This is a genomic window from Pseudarthrobacter oxydans (assembly GCF_034258515.1).
Lineage (GTDB): Bacteria > Actinomycetota > Actinomycetes > Actinomycetales > Micrococcaceae > Arthrobacter.
The window spans coordinates 1,454,474-1,474,765 of sequence record NZ_CP139438.1; the positions used below are offsets into that span (position 1 = coordinate 1,454,474).

General features: G+C 66.6%; 17 protein-coding genes. 6 read left to right on the forward strand and 11 right to left on the reverse strand.

Features of this window, described 5'->3' with window-relative positions; genetic code table 11:
- Position 1: 1 nt before the first annotated feature.
- On the reverse strand, positions 2-1,462 hold the full coding sequence (locus tag SMD14_RS06650; RefSeq protein WP_321215772.1) for an MFS transporter: 1,461 nt from the start codon (positions 1,460-1,462) through the stop codon (positions 2-4).
- A 276-nt stretch (positions 1,463-1,738) separates the two neighbouring features.
- On the opposite strand from SMD14_RS06650, the gene SMD14_RS06655 reads away from it, so the two are divergent.
- Positions 1,739-3,151 (forward strand): MFS transporter, encoded by a 1,413-nt coding sequence (locus SMD14_RS06655; protein WP_157238683.1) that lies wholly within the window; start codon positions 1,739-1,741, stop codon positions 3,149-3,151.
- A gap of 57 nt (positions 3,152-3,208) precedes the next feature.
- Here SMD14_RS06655 and SMD14_RS06660 read toward each other — a convergent pair whose 3' ends face one another.
- The 6 genes from SMD14_RS06660 to SMD14_RS06685 form a co-directional block, all read right to left on the reverse strand.
- Positions 3,209-3,940, reverse strand: coding sequence for a glutamine amidotransferase (locus tag SMD14_RS06660; RefSeq protein WP_157238682.1), 732 nt, complete (start codon positions 3,938-3,940; stop codon positions 3,209-3,211).
- A 41-nt stretch (positions 3,941-3,981) separates the two neighbouring features.
- Positions 3,982-4,419, reverse strand: coding sequence for a nuclear transport factor 2 family protein (locus SMD14_RS06665; protein WP_104997279.1), 438 nt, complete (start codon positions 4,417-4,419; stop codon positions 3,982-3,984).
- Between the two features lie 15 nt (positions 4,420-4,434).
- Positions 4,435-6,246, reverse strand: a complete 1,812-nt coding sequence (locus SMD14_RS06670; RefSeq protein WP_157238681.1) for a biotin carboxylase N-terminal domain-containing protein — start codon at positions 6,244-6,246, stop codon at positions 4,435-4,437.
- A 154-nt stretch (positions 6,247-6,400) separates the two neighbouring features.
- Positions 6,401-7,048, reverse strand: a complete 648-nt coding sequence (locus SMD14_RS06675) for a nucleoside triphosphate pyrophosphatase (RefSeq protein WP_321215773.1) — start codon at positions 7,046-7,048, stop codon at positions 6,401-6,403.
- A 9-nt stretch (positions 7,049-7,057) separates the two neighbouring features.
- On the reverse strand, positions 7,058-9,580 hold the full coding sequence (locus SMD14_RS06680; RefSeq protein ID WP_321215774.1) for an MMPL family transporter: 2,523 nt from the start codon (positions 9,578-9,580) through the stop codon (positions 7,058-7,060).
- Between the two features lie 18 nt (positions 9,581-9,598).
- Positions 9,599-10,303, reverse strand: a complete 705-nt coding sequence (locus tag SMD14_RS06685; RefSeq protein ID WP_321215775.1) for a TetR/AcrR family transcriptional regulator — start codon at positions 10,301-10,303, stop codon at positions 9,599-9,601.
- 164 nt (positions 10,304-10,467) lie between these two features.
- Between SMD14_RS06685 and SMD14_RS06690 the strand changes: the two genes are divergently transcribed.
- Positions 10,468-11,031, forward strand: coding sequence for a hypothetical protein (locus SMD14_RS06690; RefSeq protein WP_321215776.1), 564 nt, complete (start codon positions 10,468-10,470; stop codon positions 11,029-11,031).
- 105 nt (positions 11,032-11,136) lie between these two features.
- Here SMD14_RS06690 and SMD14_RS06695 read toward each other — a convergent pair whose 3' ends face one another.
- The 4 genes from SMD14_RS06695 to SMD14_RS06710 all read right to left on the reverse strand — a co-directional run bounded on the left by SMD14_RS06695 (position 11,137) and on the right by SMD14_RS06710 (position 16,407).
- A complete protein-coding gene (locus SMD14_RS06695; RefSeq protein WP_321215777.1) occupies positions 11,137-12,582 on the reverse strand; it encodes a dicarboxylate/amino acid:cation symporter in 1,446 nt (481 codons plus the stop codon).
- A 273-nt stretch (positions 12,583-12,855) separates the two neighbouring features.
- Positions 12,856-14,541 carry a DUF885 domain-containing protein gene (locus SMD14_RS06700; RefSeq protein WP_321215778.1) on the reverse strand — a complete coding sequence of 562 codons (1,686 nt, stop codon included), beginning with the start codon at positions 14,539-14,541 and terminating at the stop codon, positions 12,856-12,858.
- A 40-nt stretch (positions 14,542-14,581) separates the two neighbouring features.
- On the reverse strand, positions 14,582-14,827 hold the full coding sequence (locus SMD14_RS06705; protein WP_321215779.1) for an acyl-CoA carboxylase subunit epsilon: 246 nt from the start codon (positions 14,825-14,827) through the stop codon (positions 14,582-14,584).
- Complete coding sequence (locus SMD14_RS06710; RefSeq protein ID WP_157238678.1) at positions 14,824-16,407, reverse strand: acyl-CoA carboxylase subunit beta; 1,584 nt, start codon at positions 16,405-16,407, stop codon at positions 14,824-14,826. Before SMD14_RS06710 ends, SMD14_RS06705 begins: the two co-directional genes overlap by 4 nt.
- A gap of 223 nt (positions 16,408-16,630) precedes the next feature.
- On the opposite strand from SMD14_RS06710, the gene SMD14_RS06715 reads away from it, so the two are divergent.
- The 4 genes from SMD14_RS06715 to SMD14_RS06730 all read left to right on the forward strand — a co-directional run bounded on the left by SMD14_RS06715 (position 16,631) and on the right by SMD14_RS06730 (position 20,228).
- Positions 16,631-17,518, forward strand: coding sequence for an NAD(P)-dependent oxidoreductase (locus SMD14_RS06715; protein ID WP_321215780.1), 888 nt, complete (start codon positions 16,631-16,633; stop codon positions 17,516-17,518).
- 95 nt (positions 17,519-17,613) lie between these two features.
- Complete coding sequence (locus SMD14_RS06720) at positions 17,614-18,522, forward strand: biotin--[acetyl-CoA-carboxylase] ligase (RefSeq protein ID WP_321215781.1); 909 nt, start codon at positions 17,614-17,616, stop codon at positions 18,520-18,522.
- On the forward strand, positions 18,515-19,114 hold the full coding sequence (locus SMD14_RS06725; protein ID WP_321215782.1) for a PH domain-containing protein: 600 nt from the start codon (positions 18,515-18,517) through the stop codon (positions 19,112-19,114). Before SMD14_RS06720 ends, SMD14_RS06725 begins: the two co-directional genes overlap by 8 nt.
- Entirely contained in the window at positions 19,104-20,228 is a 1,125-nt protein-coding gene (locus SMD14_RS06730; RefSeq protein ID WP_321215783.1) for an adenylate/guanylate cyclase domain-containing protein, read from the forward strand. Before SMD14_RS06725 ends, SMD14_RS06730 begins: the two co-directional genes overlap by 11 nt.
- Positions 20,229-20,292 lie beyond the last annotated feature (64 nt).

The following is a 20,292-nucleotide window of genomic DNA, read 5'->3' on the forward strand; positions in this document are numbered from 1 at the left end:
GTTAGACGTGTCCCATCGCATTTCGGTTGGCGTTGCGGATGTAGCAGGCCCAGCAGACAACCAGCATCAGGACATACGCTCCGACGAAGCCGTAGAAAGCGGATGTGTAGGAGCCGCTGGCGGAGTTCGATGCGTTCAGTACCTGGGGGATCACGAATCCGCCGTAGGCGCCGATGGCCGAGATGAGGCCAAGGGCCGAGGAGGCCAGGCGCTGGGTGGCTACGGAGCTGGCGCCGTTCTTTGCTGCCCGGCTGGAGGTGGCGAAGATGACCGGGATCATCCGGTACGTGGCGCCGTTTCCAAAGCCGCTGGCGGTGAAGAGCATCAGGAAGAGCGCCAGGAAGAGCCAGAAGTTCTTCAGCGGCAGGGTCCAGATCATGGTCAGGGTGATCACGGCCATGGAAGCGAATGCCGCGATGGTCATGCGGGCGCCGCCCATCCGGTCAGCCATCCGTCCGCCGTAGGGCCGGGCCAGGGAACCCACCAGCGGGCCGAGGAACGCGAGGGACAGTGCCACGGTCCCCACTCCGATCGAGGAGAAGGCCGGGAAGTAGTCCTTGATGAGCTTGGGGAAGACACCGGCGAATCCGATGAACGAACCGAAGGTGCCGATGTACAGCAGTGCCATGATCCACAGGTGCGGTTCCTTCAGCGCTGCGATCGAACCGGCCACGTCACCCTTGGCGCTGGTGAGGTTGTCCATGTATTTGAAGGCGCCGAACGCGGCGATCAGGATGAAGGGGACCCACATCCAGCCAGCCATGGGGAGGTTGACGCTGCCGACGGCGAGCATGGTGATCACAATCGGGACGGCGAGCTGTGCCACGGCGGCACCCATGTTGCCGCCCGCAGCGTTCAGGCCCAGTGCCCAGCCCTTTTCACGGGCGGGGTAGAAGAACGTGATGTTGGCCATGGAGCTGGCAAAGTTGCCGCCGCCGAAGCCGGCCAGGGCTGCCACGAGGAGCATGACGCCGAAGGGGGTTTCCGGGTTGGACACGCAGAGTCCGAGGCCGATGGCGGGGATCAGGAGCAGCAGGGCGGACACGATGGTCCAGTTGCGGCCGCCGAAGCGGGGAACCATGAAGGTGTAGGGGATGCGGAGGGTTGCGCCCACCAGGCTGGGCATGGAGATGAGCCAGAAAATCTCGGAGGTGGAGAACGTGAAGCCTGCTGCGGGCAGCTGGACCACAACGATGGACCAGAGCTGCCATACGACGAAGCCGAGGAATTCGGCGAAGATGGACCAGTTGAGGTTGCGGCGGGCAATGGTGCGGCCGGCGGTTTCCCACTGCTCCTTGTTCTCGGCATCCCAGTTGGCGATCCAGCGGCCGGGGCGGAATTCAAGGGCAGGGGAGTCTGTGGTGCGGGTGGTGCCGGGCTGTGCGCTGGCGGCTGCGGAACCTTGTACGTCGAGGTCAAGGGAATTGCCGGTGCCGGCATCAGCGGTGCGATCAACAGTCACGGTGTACCTCCTTCGGGGGATGTTGTTCCTCCAAGGTAAAGAAGCCGCGTTTCACGGACCGACGATGTTTGTTAACGCGCTGTGACATTTGCCTATCGGCGGCCATGGGCGGCTGTTAGGCGAGGGTTAATGGCCAAAAATGAGACGGACTGCATCTGTCCGCATGCTGGACCTTTTGTCCATTCACTGGAACGCGGGAACTAATATTGGACTCTAAATATTTCGACCCGGAGCACGACTGCTGCCTCCGGACGGTTCTCACGAAAGCGTTTACCTATGTCATCCACCGAAACCTCCACGGTGCCCGGATCCCCGCAGCCCGTGAACTCCCGGGGCCGCGTGATCGTAGCCAGCCTGATCGGCACCACGGTCGAGTTCTACGACTTCTACGTCTACGCCACGGCCGCGGTGCTCGTCTTTCCGCAGCTGTTCTTCCCCAACCAGAACGAAACAACCCAGCTCCTGAGCTCCTTTGCGGTATTCGGTGTGGCCTTCGTGGCCCGCCCGCTCGGCTCGATCGTCTTTGGCCACTTCGGCGACAAGTTCGGCCGCAAGGGCACGCTGGTGGCATCCCTGCTCACCATGGGTATTGCCACCTTCCTCATCGGCTGCCTGCCCACCGCCCTGGTTCCGGGCTGGGCGTTCTGGGCCCCCGCGCTGCTGGTGGTCATGCGCTTCGCCCAGGGCCTGGCCCTGGGTGGTGAATGGAGCGGCGCTGCGCTCCTGGCCACCGAGAATGCGCCCGCGAACAAGCGGGCCATCTACGGCACCTTCCCCCAGCTGGGCGCCCCCATCGGCTTCATCATCGCCAACGTGATCTTCCTGGTGTTCAGCTACGCACTCTCCCCGGCCGACTTCCAGGCCTGGGGCTGGCGCGTTCCCTTCCTGCTCAGTGCCGTCATGGTCATCATCGGCCTGTACGTCCGGCTCAAGCTGATCGAAACCCCCGCCTTCACCAAGGTGATCGAGTCCAACGAGGTCGCCAAACTGCCGCTGGGCCGGGTGTTCAAGACCAGCTGGCGCCAGCTCATCCTGGGTACGTTCATCATGCTCGCCACCTACGTGCTCTTCTATCTGATGACCACCTTCACCCTGACCTACGGCACCCGCCCCGCCAGCCTCGAGGCCGCCAGGGCCGCGGCTGAAAAGGCCGGCAAGCCTATGTCGGAAGCGGCCGCCGCCGCGTTCGTCCCAGGCCTGGGCTACACCCGCAACGACTTCCTGTGGATGCTGATCGCCGGCGTCGTCTTCTTCGGCATTTTCACGCTGGTCTCCGGACCGCTGGCCGAGAAGTACGGCCGCCGCAAGATGCTCCTGGCCGTCACCGGCGGCATCTTCGTCTTCGGCCTGCTGTTCGTCCCGCTGTTCAGCGGCGGCTTCATTGGCACCATGGCGCTGCTGGTGATCGGCTTCTCCCTGATGGGCCTGACGTTCGGGCCGATGGGTGCGCTGCTGCCCGAACTGTTCCCCACGAACGTCCGGTACACGGGCTCAGCCGTCAGCTACAACTTCTCCAGCATCCTGGGTGCGGCGGTGGCCCCGTTCATCGCCGTGGCGCTGTGGGAAATGGCGGACGGCAGCCCGGTCCTGGTGGGCATCTACCTGACCTCCATGGCCGTCCTGACCCTCATTGCCCTGTTTGTGAGCAAAGAGACCCGCGACCTGGATTACGAGAACAACGTGGCCTGACCCGGCCCTGATGGAGATGCCCGGTATGGCCCTTCGGCCTGCCGGGCATTTTCTTGCCTACCGGGCGTAGCGGGCCACGAAGTTCCGCAGGATCTTCATGGGTTCGGTGGCAGTGAACTGCCGTGCGCTCTCCATCAGCTCCTCGGCCGACTCCGGCGGGAAATATCCCGCGTGCCGGTAAATGTCTATCCGGGTGCACAGGCCTTCAGCGTCCAGCTCCGGATGGAACTGCGTGGCATACAGGTTTTCCCGGACCCGGAACATGTGCACCGGGCAGGCCGCGGAGCGGGCCAGCAGGACCGCATGCGGGGGCAGGACGGTGCAGGCCTCCTTATGGCCGGTGAACGCCGTAAATGTCGGGGAGAGTCCCTCCAGCAAGGGGTCCTCAAGCCCGGCCTCCGTCAGCTCGATCTCCACCCCGCCCAGGGGTTCGCCGTAGGTCCTGTCGATCACGGCGCCCTGGTGCCGCCCCAGCGTCCCCACCCCGTAGCATGCCCCCAGGAACGGGAAGTCGCGGGCCACCAGTTCGTCCAGCAGTCCCGCGAGCTCGCGCTCCACCCGGTGCTGGACGGAGGATTTCGTTTCCGGGGGATCGCTCGAGGTAAAGGGGCTGCCGCCCACAATCACGCCCGAGTAGCTGGAAAGGTCCAGGCTGGGCAGCGGCGCAGCTTCCAGGCGCACCCTCCGCAGCTCCCGCGGCTCCAGCCCGCCGTACCGGAGGTAGGCGGCGTACTCGTCCTCGGCGGCAGCATCCTCCGCCCGCGAGGCCAGGAGCAGGAAAGGCAACATCTGCTAAGTGTGCCGGTTGGAGACCGGTCTGTCAGCCAATATCAGCTGGCAGGCTGGGTGAGGGAGCGGCGCGACTGCGGCCGCGCGGCGGGGTCCGCGTGCCGGTGCACGAGCTTCCAGTAGCCTTCCTCGCGCCGGAAAATACTGGTGACCCGGAGTGCGAACTCCTCCGCGGCGGCAGCACCGTCCAGGCGTGCCCGGAAATGCTCGGTCTCCACGAGGTAGGCGGTGTCCCGGGCGGTGTAGGACGAGATGGTGTCGAACCCGAGCATCTGTCCGTCCTGGAACTGCCGGGCAGCCTGGTCCAGCCTGGCCTCCACTTGTGCCCAGCCGCGGGCTATCCCGCCGAACGGGTTGGCCAGGGTGACGTCGTCGAGCCGCGAATAGAGCTCCTTGATGGGGCCGGGGTTGCCCTGGGTGATTTCGGGGACGGCAAGGTGGTAGCGGTCCACTTCTTCCTGGAAGCTGGGTGCGAGCATGGGTGCCTCCGGCGCTTAGTCTTCGATGATGGCAATGACAGCGCCGGCAGAAACTGTTTCGCCGGATGATGCCTGGAGCCCGATGATGGTTCCCGAGCGGTGCGCGGTCAGCGGCTGCTCCATCTTCATCGCCTCGAGGACCACCACCAGGTCTCCCTCGGTCACAAGGTCGCCGTTCGCGACGGCGACCTTCACGATGGTGCCCTGCATGGGGGAGGTGAGGGCGTTGCCGGTGGCGGCAGCCGGGCCGCCGGAGCGTGAGCGCTTCTTCGATTTGGCGGGCTTGGCTGCCGTTGCCGCCCCGCCCGTTCCCAGGGAACCGAGGGAGGCGGGCAGGACCACCTCGAGCCGCTTGCCGCCCACTTCCACCACCACGCGCCGGCGCTCTTCCGCGCCGTCGGTGTCAGCAACTCCGTCGGGCGTCCAGGCCGGAAGGTTGTTGACGAACTCTGTCTCGATCCACCGGGTGTGGATCTTGAACGGGCCCTCGGCCGGGGCGAATGCGGGATCGGAAACCACCGCGAGGTCGAACGGGATGACAGTGGGAATGCCCTCCACCACCATCTCCTCCAGGGCGCGGCGGGCCCGCTGCAGGGCCTGGGGCCGGCTGGCGCCCGTCACGATCAGCTTGGAGAGCATGGAGTCGAAGTTGCCGCTGATCTCGTCACCCTGTTCGATGCCCGAGTCGATCCGGACTCCGGGGCCAGTGGGATTCTTCAGCACGCGCACGGTGCCGGGAGCCGGCATGAAGTTCCGGCCCGGGTCCTCGCCCGTGATGCGGAATTCGATGGAGTGGCCGCGCACCTCGGGGTCGCCGTAGCCGAGCTCTTCGCCACGTGCCAGCCGGAACTGCTCGCGCACCAGGTCGATGCCGGTGACTTCCTCGGAAACGCAGTGCTCCACCTGCAGGCGGGTGTTGACTTCCAGGAAGGAGATGGTGCCGTCCTGTCCGACGAGGAATTCGCAGGTGCCGGCGCCCAGGTAGCCTGCCTCCTTGAGGATGGCCTTGGAGGATTCGTAGAGGCGCCGGTTCTGGTCCTCGGTCAGGAACGGGGCGGGGGCTTCCTCCACCAGTTTCTGGTTGCGGCGCTGCAGGGAGCAGTCGCGGGTGGAGACCACCACGACGTTGCCGTGGGCGTCCGCCAGGCACTGGGTTTCCACGTGCCGGGGGGCGTCCAGGAAGCGCTCGATGAAGCATTCGCCGCGGCCGAAGGCGGCGGTGGCTTCACGGACAGCCGATTCGTACAGTTCGGGGATTTCTTCCCTGGTCCGGGCCACCTTGATGCCGCGGCCGCCGCCACCGAAGGCGGCCTTGATGGCCACCGGCAGGCCGTACTGGTCCACGAAGTCCAGGATCTCCTCGGCGGACTGCACGGGGTCGGCGGTGCCGGGAACCTGGGGGGCGCCCACTTTTTCGGCGATGTGCCGGGCCTGGACCTTGTCGCCGAGGGCAGAGATGGCTTCCGGCGACGGGCCGATCCACGTGATGCCGGCGTCGATCACGCGCGCGGCGAATTCGGCGTTTTCGGCAAGGAAGCCGTAGCCGGGGTGGATGGCGTCGGCGCCGGACTGGAGGGCGGCGTCGATGATCTTGTCCATCACCAGGTAGGACTCGGCCGCGGTGTTCCCGCCCAGGGCGTAGGCCTCGTCAGCGAGGCGGACGTGCAGGGCGTCACGGTCCGGGTCCGCGTAGACCGCCACGGAGGCGATGCCTTCATCACGTGCGGCGCGGATGATGCGGACGGCAATTTCACCGCGGTTGGCGATCAGCACCTTCGTGAGGGTCGACTGCGTGGTTCCTGCGGACTGCTCCAAATTTGCTGACAAGGCGTCTCCTTCTTTCCTTCAGGGAGCCTAGCGCGGTTTTGAGGGTTCCGCCGATATTACTTGCGGAATCCGCGTGTAAACGCTCCAGCCTTTGTAGGGAAGCTACAAGACGCTACGAAATGCGGCGCTTTTACCGCGCCGGGCGGGGCTCCGCTCAAGCGGGCCAGAGGTCGGTGATGCGCACGTTCGCCGAGGCCAGCAGGTCCCGGAGGGTGGAGACGGAAAGCCCGACGACGGTGTGCGGGTCGCCGTCGACCTTCCGGATGAACGCCCCGCCCAGGCCGTCGATGGTGAAGGACCCGGCGCAGTGCAGCGGCTCGCCGGTGGCGATGTAGGCATCGATCTCGGCCGGTTCCATCTCCAGGAAGGAGACCGCGGCGGAGGCAACCGTCCCCAAAGTGGCGCCCGAACCCTGTTCCCCGCCGCCGTCGTCGTCCGGATCGGTGTCCCGGCAGTCCACCAGCCAGTGGCCCGTGTGCAGCACCCCCGTGTTGCCGCTCATCCGCAGCATGCGCTCACGGGCCACGGCGGCGGTGTACGGCTTGCCGTGCGCCTCGCCGTCGAATTCGAAGACGGAATCGCAGCCAAGGACCAGCGCCCCTTCTGCTTCCGGGAGGGCCGCCACCGCTTCGGCCTTTGCCCGGGCAAGCAGCAGCGCGGTGTCATGGGGGTCGGTAACGCCGTACCGGGCCTGGACGGCGTCCTCGTCCACGTCCGAGACCAGGACGGTGTGGCGGATGCCGGCCTCGGCCAGGAGTTTGGTGCGGGCGGGCGACTGGGAAGCGAGAATCAGGCGGGGCACGGTTCCAGCCTAGTGGACCAGTTCCCCGGACGCCCGTGCGGCCTCGGGCCGGCTGAGCTTGGCGCCCTCCACGTCCACATCCGGCAGGATCCGGTCCAGCCAGCGGGGAAGCCACCAGGACTTTTCGCCCAGCAGGTACATCACGGCCGGAACGATGGTCATGCGCACCACGAAGGCGTCCAGGAGCACGCCGAACGCCATCGCGAAGCCCAGCGGCCGGACCATGGTGAGGTGGCTGAAGATGAAGCCGGCGAACACGCTGACCATGATGATCGCGGCGGCGGTCACCACGGCGGCCGCGTGGCGGAAGCCCACCCGGACGGCTTCCTTGGCGGTGGAACCGTGCATGTAGGCCTCGCGCATCCCGGAGGCGATGAACACCTGGTAGTCCATGGCCAGGCCGAACAGCACGCCGATCAGGATGATGGGCAGGAAGCTCAGCACGGCGCCGGGGTTGGCGACGTCGAACACGCCGCCCAGCCAGCCCCACTGGTACACGGCCACCACCGCGCCGAAGGCAGCGGCGAGGGACAGCAGGAAGCCGCCGGTTGCCAGCAGCGGCACCACGATGGAGCGGAACACCAGCAGGAGCAGGACCAGGGAAAGTCCGACGACGATTGCCAGGTAGGGCGGCAGGGCGTCGCCGAGCTTCGTGGAGACGTCGATGTTGCCGGCGGTCTGGCCGGTGAGGCCCATGGCGACGCCATACTCGGACTGGATGTCGTCATTCAGGCCGCGAAGCTCCGAGACGACCCGGACGGTGCTGGCGCTCGCCGGGCCTTCCTCGGGGATGACCTGGAACACCGCGGTGCGGCGGTCCTCGCTGAGTGCGACGGGCACGGCGGCCACCACGTTGTCCACGGCACGGAGCTTGTCCGCGACGTCGTACTGCAGTGCCTGCGCCTGGGCCTCGTCCAGGTTTTCCGGGAACTCACCCACGGCCACGATGGGGCCGGTGACGCCTTCGCCGAAGCTCCGCGCGGTCAGGTCGTAGGCCTGGTAGGCCTCGGAGTCCACCGGCTCCGAGCCGCCGTCGGGCAGTGCAAGCTGCAGCTGGGTGGCCGGGAGCGCGAGGGTGCCGAGGAGGAGCACCCCGGCCAGGAGCGCCACGATGGGGTGCCGGGTGACCAGGCCGCCCCAGCCGTGCGTGCTGCGTTCGCGGTCCTTGGCCTCATCGGCTGCTTCATGGCCGGGTTCGGCGTTGTGGGCCTCGGCTTTGGCCCAGGCCCGCCGGGAGATGATGCGGCGCCCGATCAGGGACAGCATGGCCGGGGTGAGGGTGATGGCCACCAGGACAGCCACTGCCACGGTGCCGGCCGCGGCCAGGCCCATTACGGCGAGGAAGGGCAGCCCGGGAACCACCAGGGCCGCAAGGGCGATGATCACGGTCAGCCCGGCGAAGACCACCGCATTGCCGGACGTTCCGGTTGCCCGGGCCACGGATTCCTCCGGATCCATTCCGGCGAGCAGCTGGGTCCGGTGCCGGTTCACGATGAACAGGGAATAGTCGATGCCGACGGCCAGGCCCAGCATGAGGGCCAGCATGGGTGAAATGGAGCTCATGTCGAACAGGCCGGACAGGGCGAACGTGATGCCGACCCCGATGCCGACGCCCACGATCGCCATCAGCAGGGGCAGCCCGGCGGCAACCAGGGTGCCCAGCATGAGGATCAGGACCAGGGCCGCGACGGCGATGCCAATGACCTCGGCCGCCCCGAAGAGTTCGGAGATGTCCTCGGTGATCTCCTTGCTGGCATACGCGGTCACGCCGGCAGCGGAAGCTTCATGGGCGATGTCCTGGACCTGCTGGCGGACCTCCGGGCTGAGGCCATTGATGGAGGTGTTGAACTGCACCTGTGCCACTGCCGCGCGCCCGTCCTCCGACACGAAGCGGATGGCGGACGATGCCTCGGCCTGGCGCTTGCCCAGCTCGAGCTTTGCCTTGCCCGCTTCCAGTTCCCGGGTGCCGGCTTCGAGCCGGGCCTGCCCTTCGGCAAGGGCTGCCTTTTGCTGGCCGAGCCGGGCTTCGATCAGGGCCGCCGGGGCGCCGGCCGCCGCCAGCTGCTGTTCCGCTGCGGCGAGCTGCCCCTGCCCGGCTTCAAGCTGGGCGCGGGAGGCGTCCAGCTGTGCCTGGCCTGCGGCAAGCTGCTGCTCGCCGTCGGTGATGGCATGGCCGGCCTGGTCCACCTGGGCCTGGGTGGCGAAGGGATCCACGGTGCCGCGGACACCCTGCACGGTCTTGAGCTTCTCCAGGGCCTCAGAGACGGCGGCCCGGCTCCCGGCGGTGAAACCGCCGTCGGGCGCTTCAAAGACGATGGTGGCGGTGCCTCCGGACGCCGAGGGAAGCTCGTCCTTCAGCTTGTCCGCGATCCGCTGCGTCTCAGTGCCTGGGATCTGGAAGTTGTTGGAAAGTGTGCCGTGGAAGGCTGCGGCGGAACCGCCCACGGCCACCAGGGCGGCAAGCCACAGTGAGATGACCAGCCAGCGCCGGCGGTAGGAGAATTTGCCCAGGCGGTACAGGAACAGTGCCATGCGAGGAAACCGATCTGATCAGGAGGAACGGGTGGCGGAAGAGGATGGGGCAGGTGCACTGCCTGTGGTGAAGCCTGAGCCGAGCAGTGCCATGGCGTCGATCAGCAGTTGCCGCAGCTCGGCCAGGGATGCCGGCGAGAGGTCCGCGCCGCGGCGGGCAAACCAGACCTCCATTGCCGCCTTGCCGCAGGAGATGACGGAACCGGCCAGGGCACGGAGGTAGAGCTCGTTTTCGGCGCCCGGAGTGGCGGCAGCCCGGCTGCGTGCCACGGCGGTGATCTGTTCCCGGCAGTGGTCCCATGCTTCCAGTTCGGAGTGGGACATAAGCGTGCTCTGCTGGGTCAGGGTGAAGAGTTCCGCCAGCGGGGCCACTGTCATGGGGTCCGCCAGCGCCATCAGGGCCTCCTGCGCCGACTGCAGGATGGGCTCCTCCGCTGGCCGGAGTTTGAACTGCTGTATCGCGTTATCCAGGAAGCCATGGGTGATGGAAGCCAGGGCGGCGTCGGTGCTGCCGAAGTAGTTGAAGAACGTCCGGCGTGAAATCCCGGCGGCGTCTGCGATGTCCTCAACCGTGAAGTTGCCGGGGCCCTTGGTTCGCAGGAGGCCCAGTGCGGCGTCGGTAATGGCCTGGCGGGTGGCCGCCTTGTTCAGCTCGCGGCGCGATGGTGCGGCCGGTGGCGGGACGGAGGTTCCCTCTTGGGCAGACTCTGCAGAAACAGTCACCCGTTTACACTATGTGCAACTTTGCACTCTGCGCAACTTACTTTCACAGGAGAATGAAAGGTTCCGAACAGGCCCCGCATGACTTGCTGCCCAATTCTGGAAGTGTCCCGAAAAGGACCAATCATTAGCAGCCGTCACCCGACGGCGGATCCAGGAGACACGTAATGTCACGCACAAAGAAGATGACCCTTGGCCTGTCAGCTACGGCGCTGGCCCTTGGTGCCGGTATCGGAGTTGCCGGCATGGCCTCCGCCACCACCACACCCGCTCCCACGCCCAGTGCCAGCTCCAGCGCGTCCCCGGACGGGAGCGCCGGCACCGCTCCCGGCGGAGGCATGGGCAAGCACGGCCGGGGCGGCGAACGGGGCGTAGCCCAGGCAGCCGCGCTCGCCGGGAAGCTGGGTGTCGACGAAGCCAAGGTGGCCGAAGCGCTCCAGGCCTTCCGCGAAGCCAATAAGCCTGCCACGCCGCCTGCGGAGGGGGAGAGGCCGGACCCCGCCGCCCGCGATGCCGCGCTGGCCAAGTCGCTTGCCGAATCGCTGGGCATCGAGGAGTCCAAGGTCACTGCTGCTCTGGAGGAGCTCCGCACGGAGAGGCAGTCCGCGCAGGCTGCGGCCCTCAAGACGCGGCTGGACCAGGCCGTCACGGACGGAAAGCTGACGCAGGCCGAGGCCGACGCTGTCACCAAGGCGGTGGAAAACGGCATAATCGGCGGCGGCGGTCACTGACGCGGCCATGACGCCAAGTGGGCCGGCCGCCTAACGCAGTAGAAGTTCCCGGGAAGACTTCCCGGGAACTTCTACTGCGTTGTTGCAGGGGGTGAGCAGAGGCCCTTAGGCCTTCGCGTCCGCCAGTTCACGCGAGGCGGTGTCCGTGGAGGCTCCGTCGGACGGGGCATCGGTATCAGCGCCGGCAACAGAATCGTCCACGAAGGGCGTGCCGTTGCGGGGAGCGTTGTACAGCTGCTCGTCGAGGATGCCCTGGCGCTTGGCCACGATGGTGGGGACGAGTGCCTGCCCGGCCACGTTCACTGCGGTTCGGCCCATGTCCAGGATGGGATCGATGGCCAGGAGGAGTCCGACGCCGGCCAGCGGCAGTCCCAGCGTTGACAGCGTCAGCGTGAGCATCACCACGGCTCCGGTGGTTCCCGCGGTGGCAGCGGAACCGAGGACGGACACCAGGGCGATCAGCAGGTACTGGGTGAAGTCCAGCTGGATGCCGAAGAACTGGGCCACGAAGATCGCGGAGATGGCGGGGTAGATGGCGGCGCAGCCGTCCATCTTGGTGGTGGCGCCCAGCGGAACGGCGAAGGAGGCGTAGGCGCGGGGGACGCCCAGGCTTCGCTCGGTGACGCGCTGGGTCAGGGGCAGGGTTCCCACGGAGGAGCGGGAGACGAAGGCCAGCTGGACGGCAGGCCACACGCCCGAGAAGTACTGCTTGACGGAGAGGCCGTGGGTGCGGACAAGGATGGGATAGACCGCGAAGAGCACCAGGGCAAGGCCCGCGTAGATGGCGAAGGTGAACTTGCCGAGGGCCCCGATGGTGTCCCAGCCGTAGACAGCCACCGCGTTGCCGATCAGGCCCACGGTGCCCAGGGGCGCGATGCGGATGATCCACCAGAGCACCTTTTGGATGACAGCCAGTGCGGAGGCGTTCAGGTTCAGGAACGGTTCGGCAGCCTTGCCCACCTTCAGCGCGGCAACGCCGACGGCGATGGCAATCACCAGGATCTGGAGCACGTTGAAGCTGACCGAGGTGGTGACGGCGCCTGACTCGGCAACGGTGGAGCTGGCGCCCAGTCCCAGGAAGTTCTTGGGGAACAGGCCGACCAGGAAGGCCCACCAGTCACCGGACTTGCCGGAGTACTTGGCTTCCTGGGTGATGCCCGTGTTGGCGCCGGGCTGCAGGAGAACGCCCAGCCCGATGCCGATCAGTACGGCGATCAGCGACGTGATGGCGAACCACAGCAGGGTGTTCCAGGCCAGCTTCGCGGCGTTGGACACCTGGCGAAGGTTGGAAATGGAGCTGACCACAGCGGTGAAGATCAGGGGTACGACGGCGGTCTGCAACAGGGACACATAGCTGGAGCCGATGGTCTGCAGCGTGGCGCCGAGGCCGTTCGGGGCTGCCTTGGTGCTGCCGGTGTACTTGGCCAGCAGGCCGAGGCCCAGCCCCACGATGAGGGCGGCGATGATCTGGACGCCGAACGAGCCGGCCCACTTGGGCAGCTGGAAGCCGGTCTTCCCGGCAGGGGAGGGGGTGCTTGTCTGAGTGCTCACCCGAACACGCTAGAGCCACCCCGAATACCACGGCGAACGAACATTGAGAAATATTACGCGGCCCAAGATTCTGCCGGAGCCGATATTCCCCGAGAAATCAAGGGTGTTCGGCGGCTATATTACCTATTCCCGGTGCCGGTGTGGTTAATGTCTCTCCGTTGCAGGGGCAAAAGGCCCGACGTGGGTGCCTTCCGGCAGCTTGCGTCAAAGCGACGAAGGAGCAGCAAGCAGAGGAAGGCACCCTCGGCGGCCCGGGCGACTGCGGAGCCAGAGCTAGGAAAGCAGCGCACGCCTCAGGGTGTCCAGTCCTACGGAGCCGATGTTCAAAGCCCTTGTGTGGAACTCTTTGAGGTCGAAACCGGGGCGGGCTTCGAGTTCGGCGCGGATCTGCTCCCACAGGCGCTGGCCAACTTTGTAGGAGGGCGCCTGGCCGGGCCAGCCCAGGTAGCGGGTGAACTCGAAATTCAGCTGGCCTTCACTGATGGGCAGGTTCGCCTTCAGGAATTCATATCCCTTGTCCGGGGTCCAGGTGCCGGAGCCCCAGCGTTCCGGCATCTCCAGTTCAAGGTGGACGCCGATGTCGAACACCACGCGGGCGGCGCGCATCCGCTGCATGTCCAGCATGCCCATGTGGTCGCCCGGGTCGCTCAAGTAGCCAAGTTCCTGCATCAGCTTCTCGGCGTACAGCGCCCAGCCTTCGCCGTGGCCCGAAGTCCAGCACACGTTGCGCCGCCACTTGTTCAGCAACTCGCGGCGGTAGGTGGCGGTGGCCACCTGGAGGTGGTGGCCCGGGACGCCCTCGTGGTAGACCGTGGTGGTTTCGGCCCAGGTAGTGAACGTGTCCTCACCGGCGGGGACTGACCACCACATGCGGCCCGGCCGGCTGAAGTCGTCGGACGGGCCGGTGTAGTAGATGCCGCCCTCGTCGGTGGGGGCAATGAGGCATTCCAGCTTCTTCATGACGTCGGGGATGTCGAAGTGGACGCCGGCAAGCTCGGCCACGGCTTTGTCGGAGAGTTCCTGCATCCACCGCCGCAGCGCGTCCTTGCCCTTCAGCTGGCGGGCGGGATCGTTGTCCAGGATCTCCTTGGCCTCGGCGATCGTGGCGCCGTCCTTGATGGTGTGGGCCACCTGTTCCTGCTCGGCGATGAGCCGGTCCAGTTCCTCCACGCCCCACGCGTAGGTCTCTTCGAGGTCCACGGCGGCGCCGAGGAAGGACCGGGAGGCGAGGGCGTAACGGGCCCGGCCCACGGCATCCTTTTCGGGCGCTGCGGGCAGCAGCTCTGCGCGGAGGAAGTCCGCCAGCCCGGCGTAGGCTGCCCTGGCGGCGGCAGCACCGGCGTCGAGCTCTTCCCGGATGGCTGCGGGCAGCGGCCCGGCGGCAGTGGCTGCCCCCGCCGCCAGCTTCGCGAAGAAGCCATCCTCCGCGGCGTACTTCGTCACCTGCTCAATGACGATCTTCACCTGGCGGGCGGAGGCCACCCGGCCGGCGTCCTTCGCCTGCCGCAGGGATTCTGTATACCCGGCGATGGCGCCGGGTACGTTGGACGCGCGGCCGGCAATATGCCGCCAGTCCTGTTCGGTCTCCGTGGGCATAAGGTCGAAGATCGCCCGGATGTCCTGGGCGGGGGAGGCAATGTTGTTCAGGTCGGCGTAATCCCATCCCGAGGCGTGGATCAGCAGCTGCAGGCCCAGCCGCTCCCGCATGGCGTCCAGGGTGACCGCGTCAACGTCGTCCTCCGGCTCGAGGCCTTCGAGGTCAACCAGGGCCTTCCGGGCGGCCTCCGCGAATTCGGCGATGCCTGCGGGGGAGAAGTCCTGGTATTCGGTTTCGTGTCCGGCAAGGCCAAGGGTGGTGGCGAAGGACGGATTGAGCCTGATGAGCGTCTCGGTGTAGTCATCTGCGACGGCGTCAATCCGGGTGTGCGGGCGGGCGGCAGGAGAAGTGTCTGTAGTCACACTCCGAGACTAGCGCCCGGAATCCGGGAAGGCCTGCCTTTCAGCCGCGGCTCCGCTTCCACGCTCCGGGGCCGGGGGTGGGCTCCAGCCTCAGCTGCTGGCGGCGGACCCAGTGCCGCACCGGCGGCTTCTCCGTCTCCGCCTGTTCTGCACCGCCCAGGGAAAGTACGACGGCGGTCAGCGCCGCCAGTTCCTCGGCGGTGGGCTGCCCCTTGACGATGGACAGCAGGGGTTCAGCGGGTGCCTCGGTTTCGGCAGCCTTGGCCACCGGCTTCTCCGCGTTCACAGCGGGATGTTCCCATGCTTCTTGGCGGGGAGGCTGGCGCGCTTGTCGCGCAGGGCACGCAGGCCCTTGATGATCTGCAGCCGCGTCTCGGACGGGGCGATGACGGCGTCAACGTAGCCGAGCTCAGCCGCCTGGTAGGGGTTGAGGAGCTCTTCCTCGTACTGCCGGATGACCTCGGCGCGCCGTGCTTCGACGTCGCCGCCGGCCTCCGCAACCGCCGCAAGGTCGCGGCGGTACAGGATGTTGACGGCACCCTGGGCACCCATCACGCCGATCTGGGCGGTTGGCCAGGCGAGGTTGAGGTCGGCGCCGAGCTTCTTGGAGCCCATCACGATGTAGGCGCCGCCGTAGGCCTTGCGGGTGATCACGGTGAGCTTGGGAACCGTGGCTTCGGCGTAGGCATACAGGAGCTTGGCGCCGCGGCGGATGATGCCCTGGAATTCCTGGTCCTTGCCGGGCAGGAAGCCGGGAACGTCCACCAGGGTAATGATGGGGATGTTGAACGCGTCGCAGTGGCGGACGAACCGGGCAGCCTTTTCCGAGGCGGCGATGTCCAGCGTGCCGGCGAACTGCAGGGGCTGGTTGGCGACGATGCCCACCGTGTGGCCCTCCACCCGGCCGTAGCCGATCATCACGTTCGGCGCGTAGAGGGCCTGCATCTCCAGGAAGTGGCCGTCGTCCACGATCTGCTCAACCACGGTGCGCATGTCGTAGGGCTGGTTGGCGGAATCAGGGACCAGCGCGTCCAGGGCGAGGTCGTCGTCGTCGAGCTCCAGTTCCTGCGTGTGCTCCAGGACGGGTGCCTCCGAAAGGTTGTTGGACGGCAGGAAGTCCAGCAGTTCGCGCACGAACTCGATCGCGTCCGCTTCGTCCGAGGCAAGGTAGGTGGAGGTGCCCGTGGTGGCATTGTGCTGCCGCGCACCGCCGAGGGTTTCCATGTCAACGTCCTCTCCGGTGACCGTCTTGATGACGTCCGGTCCGGTGATGAACATGTGGGAGGTCTTGTCCACCATCACCACGTAGTCGGTGAGCGCGGGGGAGTAAGCGGCGCCGCCTGCCGACGGGCCCATGATGAGCGAAATCTGCGGGACCACGCCGGACGCGTGGACGTTGTTCCGGAAGATGTCCGCAAACATGGCCAGCGAGGCAACGCCTTCCTGGATGCGTGCTCCGCCGCCGTCCAGGATGCCCACCACGGGGCAGCCGTTGCGCAGCGCAAACTCCTGCACCTTGACGATCTTTTCGCCGTTGACCTGGCTCAGCGACCCGCCGTAAACCGAGAAGTCCTGGCTGTACACGGCCACCAGGCGCCCGTCCACGGTGCCGTAACCGGAAACCAGTCCATCACCGAGCGGCTTCTTCTTCTCCATGCCGAACGCCGTGGAACGGTGTACAGCCAGGGCATCGAATTCAACGAAGGAGTCCTGGTCGAGGAGGAGCGCAATGCGCTCCCGGGCCGTGTTCTTGCCGCGCGCATGCTGCTTTTCGATTGCTTCGGGACCGGAGGGCTGTTCGGCACGCGCCTGGCGGTCGCGGAAATCGGCGATCTTTCCCGCTGTCGTTGTCAGATCGTGGCTCATCAAGTATCTCCGGCTCTGTAGCAGATTGATTCTGTGGTGCTGTGAATGCTGGCGGGCTGTGGCACTGAGGTTTAAGTAGCTTCCACACAACAGGCGAACCCTGCTGGCAAGTCTAGTGACGCTTCCGGCGGCTGCGGCTGTAGGGAACCTACAATTTTCTGCGCCGTCATCAGCAGTAGCGCAATGTTACTTGCCGGTAACTTAGTTGGGTTACAGTGGTGCCATGACTTCGAGCAATGACGCTTCGCGTGCCCTCGGCGGACCCTACCAGGCTGCCGGTTCACTCAAGGGGAGGACCATCCTCATCTCCGGCGGGAGCAGGGGTATCGGCCTGGCAATCGCCCTGCGCGCGGCGCAGGACGGCGCCAATATCGTGCTGATGGCCAAGACGGGGGAGCCGCACCCAAAACTGGCCGGGACTGTCCACACAGCTGCCCTGGAACTGGTGGAGGCGGGCGGACAGGCGCTTCCCCTGGTGGGTGACGTCCGGAATGACGACGACGTCGCGGGCGCCGTGGCGGCAGCAGTGGAACGGTTCGGGGGCATCGACGCCGTCATCAACAATGCTTCCGCCATCGACCGTTCCCGGACCGATGACGTGGACATGAAAAAGTATGACCTCATGCAGGACATCAATGTCCGCGGGACGTTCCTGATGTCCAAGCTGGCACTCCCGGCGCTCCGGGCCTCCGACCAGGGCCACATCCTTACGCTCTCCCCGCCACTGAACCTCGATCCCCGCTGGGCGGGAAAGCACCTTGCCTACACCATGGCAAAGTACGGGATGAGCCTTACAACCCTCGGCCTTGCAGAGGAGCTGAAGGCTGACGGAATCCGGGTTAATTCGCTCTGGCCGCGCACCCTCATTGATACCGCTGCCATCAGGAACATGCCGCACGGGGAAAGGATCGTCCAGGCCGCCAGGGGCGCGGAGATCATGGCGGACGCAGCCCATGCCGTGCTTACGGGCTCCAACCTCACGGACGGCGGCCGGCCAAGCGGCAACTTCTACACGGATGAGGAAGTGCTCGCGGCAGCCGGGGTCACCGACTTCCGGTCGTACAGCCTTGGCGCTCCCGAAGACCAGTTGGTGCCGGACATTTTCCTCTAGCCTCCGCTTCCCCTGGCCTCCGCCGTCGTCCTTCCGGTTCCCGCGGGCCGGCACGCCGGGCTGCCAGGACTAAGCAGGGTCGGTAGAGTTTAGCTATGGATGACGCACATGCCCCCGGCACGCCACTGGACCGGAGGGCCCTCGCGGACCAGCACTTTCTGTCCGCGGCCGGCATCCCGCGGCTCGACGTTGTTAACTCCACCGGCTCCACCAACGCCGATCTCCTTCGCTCTGTCACCGTGGAGCCTTCGGCCTGGCCGGACATGTCAGTGCTGACCGCGGAGTACCAGACGGCGGCCCGCGGCCGCCTGGACAGGCGCTGGGAAGCGCCGCCCCTGAGCTCTGTCTCCGTTTCCGTCGTTCTGCGGCCGGCCAACGCCGAAGGAAGGCCGCTTCCCACCCAGAGCTATTCCTGGCTTTCCCTCATCGGCGCCCTGGCGCTGCGGGAAACCCTCCTGGAAACGGCCGGCCTGCCTGCCGAGTTGAAGTGGCCCAACGACGTCCTGGTGCGCGGCAGGAAGATCGCGGGAATCCTGGCCCAGCTGGGCCCCATGGTGGACGGCTCCGCGCCCCCGGTCATCCTGGGAACCGGTTTGAATGTCACCCTCCAGGCGGCCGAACTCCCGGTCCCCACCGCCACGTCGGTGGTGCTGGAGTCACCGCGCACTGCGGACCGTACGGAGCTGCTGAAGAGCTACCTTCTGCACTTCGCCGTGCTCTACCGCGGCTTCTGCAACGCCGACGGCGACCCGGCGGCAGGCCTGGCCGGCGGCCCTTCGCTGCACAAGCGGGTGGAAGCCGTCCTGACCACCCTGGGCAAGCAGGTGCGGGCGCAGCTGCCGGGCGACCACGAAATTATCGGCCACGCGACCCGCCTCGACGAGTATGGTTCACTGCTGGTGGTGGACCGCGAGTCCAAGGAGCATGTGGTGACGGCCGGCGACGTTGTGCATTTGCGTCCGTGGCATTCCCCGGAGGGTTCCGGCCAGGGCGGTTATGCGTAAAGACCTCGTTCCGGGCGAGCAGGTGATTGTCACCACCCGCCCGCAGCCGAGGAAGCTGGCCGGGGCAGCTGCGGCCTTTATATTTTCACCGGCGCTTGCCGCGTTCGCTTCCGCCTGGGCAACCCGCGGGGAGGCGGCCAAGCTCATTCCCGCGCTGGCTCCCCGGTGGACGCCGTGGCTGGTGGCCGGGTTTGCCTTGGCGGTGGCGGGGGTCTGGCTGGGTTATTGCCTGCCCCGGCTGCTGCGGTGGCAGGGCACCAGGTACACGCTCACCAGCCGGCGGCTCGTTGCCCGGTCCGGCATCCTGCGGCGACGGGACCAGCAGGTGAACCTGGCTTCGGTGCGCAATCTGACTGTCCATGAATCGGTACTTCAGCGCCTGTTGCGTTCCGGGAATATATCCTTGGAAACCGGGTACCAGGGCGTGGTGACATTCCAGGACGTGCCGGAGGTTGCCACGTTCCGGGATTTCATCCTTGATGCCATCGAGGAATTGCCCGACGAACATGACAGCCAGGCCGGCGGAGCAATGGACGATCCGGCCGGAGCTTTGCCCTGGGAATTGAGAGAAGGTGGACGGGATGAACGATGAGGACCAGCAGGAGCGCGTGGACTCCACCACACCCCCGCCCGCGATGGAGTCCCACCCCGCCACCGGCACCATGTCTGCCGAGCGGCTCGCCATGAAGGCTTTGGAGGCCAGGCTGCTGGGCGGCGAACGCAAGCTCCGGCGCCGCGAAGTCGCCGCCGGCGCCGGGCTGTCCCTGCTGTCCGCACGCAAACTGTGGCGTGCCCTCGGCTTCCCCAACTTCGGCGACGAGGATGTCGCGTTCACTGAACGCGACCAGGCCGCGCTCTCCACCGTGGTGGACCTGGTCCGCTCGGGGAAACTGACCGAGGAAGCCGCCATCTCCGTCACCCGCTCCATCGGGCAGATGACTGACCGGATGGTGGTGTGGCAGATCGAAGCCCTGGTGGAGGACATGGTCCATGAGCAGGGTGTTACCGACGCCGTTGCCCGCAAGCGCCTGGTCAATGAGCTTCCCGCACTGGTGGACGCCCTGGAAGAAATGCTGGTCTACTCCTGGCGGCGCCAGCTCAACGCAGGCGTCCAGCGGCTCGCGGTCCGGGCCGAAGCGGGCCTGCAGGCGAGCGAAGAGGGCCGGGAAGGCGACGAGGACGATGCCCCGCTTCCGCTGGCGCGCGCCGTCGGCTTCGCGGACCTTGTTTCGTATACCAGCCTGTCCCGCCGCATGAACGAAAAAACCCTGGCCCGGCTGGTCCAGCGCTTCGAGAACAAGTGCGCGGAGATCATCTCCGTGGGCGGCGGCCGGCTGGTGAAGACCGTGGGCGACGAAGTCCTCTACATCGCCGAAACCCCGGCCGCCGGTGCCGAGATCTCCCTGGCTCTTGCCCAGGCCTTCACGGAAGACGAAATCCTTCCCGAAGCACGGGTGGCCATGGTGTGGGGAAGGATCCTGTCCCGGCTCGGCGACATCTATGGCCCCACCGTGAACCTGGCCGCCCGCCTCACCACCCTCGCGGATCCCGGCACGGTGCTGGTGGACTCGATGACCGCCTCGGCACTGGAACACGACGAACGGTTCGTGCTGGAACCGCAGCCGCCCGAAAACGTCCGCGGATTCGGCGAAATCCGCCCCGTGCGGCTTAGCCGCGGGCTCGGCAAAGGCTTGGTGCTGGACTAAGGCCTGGGAAAGGCCGGAGGTTTATCCATTTGTTAGCCAATAGGGCTATATTTGTTGTGCCCGG

What these genes read in the sequence shown, in the direction of transcription:
- SMD14_RS06720 (WP_321215781.1), top strand. Translation starts at nt 17,614, where the DNA reads ATGGATGACGCACATGCCCCCGGCACGCCACTGGACCGGAGGGCCCTC.
- SMD14_RS06710 (WP_157238678.1), bottom strand. Translation starts at nt 16,407, where the DNA reads ATGAGCCACGATCTGACAACGACAGCGGGAAAGATCGCCGATTTCCGC.
- SMD14_RS06655 (WP_157238683.1), top strand. Translation starts at nt 1,739, where the DNA reads ATGTCATCCACCGAAACCTCCACGGTGCCCGGATCCCCGCAGCCCGTG.
- SMD14_RS06715 (WP_321215780.1), top strand. Translation starts at nt 16,631, where the DNA reads ATGACTTCGAGCAATGACGCTTCGCGTGCCCTCGGCGGACCCTACCAG.
- SMD14_RS06680 (WP_321215774.1), bottom strand. Translation starts at nt 9,580, where the DNA reads ATGGCACTGTTCCTGTACCGCCTGGGCAAATTCTCCTACCGCCGGCGC.
- SMD14_RS06730 (WP_321215783.1), top strand. Translation starts at nt 19,104, where the DNA reads ATGAACGATGAGGACCAGCAGGAGCGCGTGGACTCCACCACACCCCCG.
- SMD14_RS06660 (WP_157238682.1), bottom strand. Translation starts at nt 3,940, where the DNA reads ATGTTGCCTTTCCTGCTCCTGGCCTCGCGGGCGGAGGATGCTGCCGCC.
- SMD14_RS06690 (WP_321215776.1), top strand. Translation starts at nt 10,468, where the DNA reads ATGTCACGCACAAAGAAGATGACCCTTGGCCTGTCAGCTACGGCGCTG.
- SMD14_RS06665 (WP_104997279.1), bottom strand. Translation starts at nt 4,419, where the DNA reads ATGCTCGCACCCAGCTTCCAGGAAGAAGTGGACCGCTACCACCTTGCC.
- SMD14_RS06725 (WP_321215782.1), top strand. Translation starts at nt 18,515, where the DNA reads ATGCGTAAAGACCTCGTTCCGGGCGAGCAGGTGATTGTCACCACCCGC.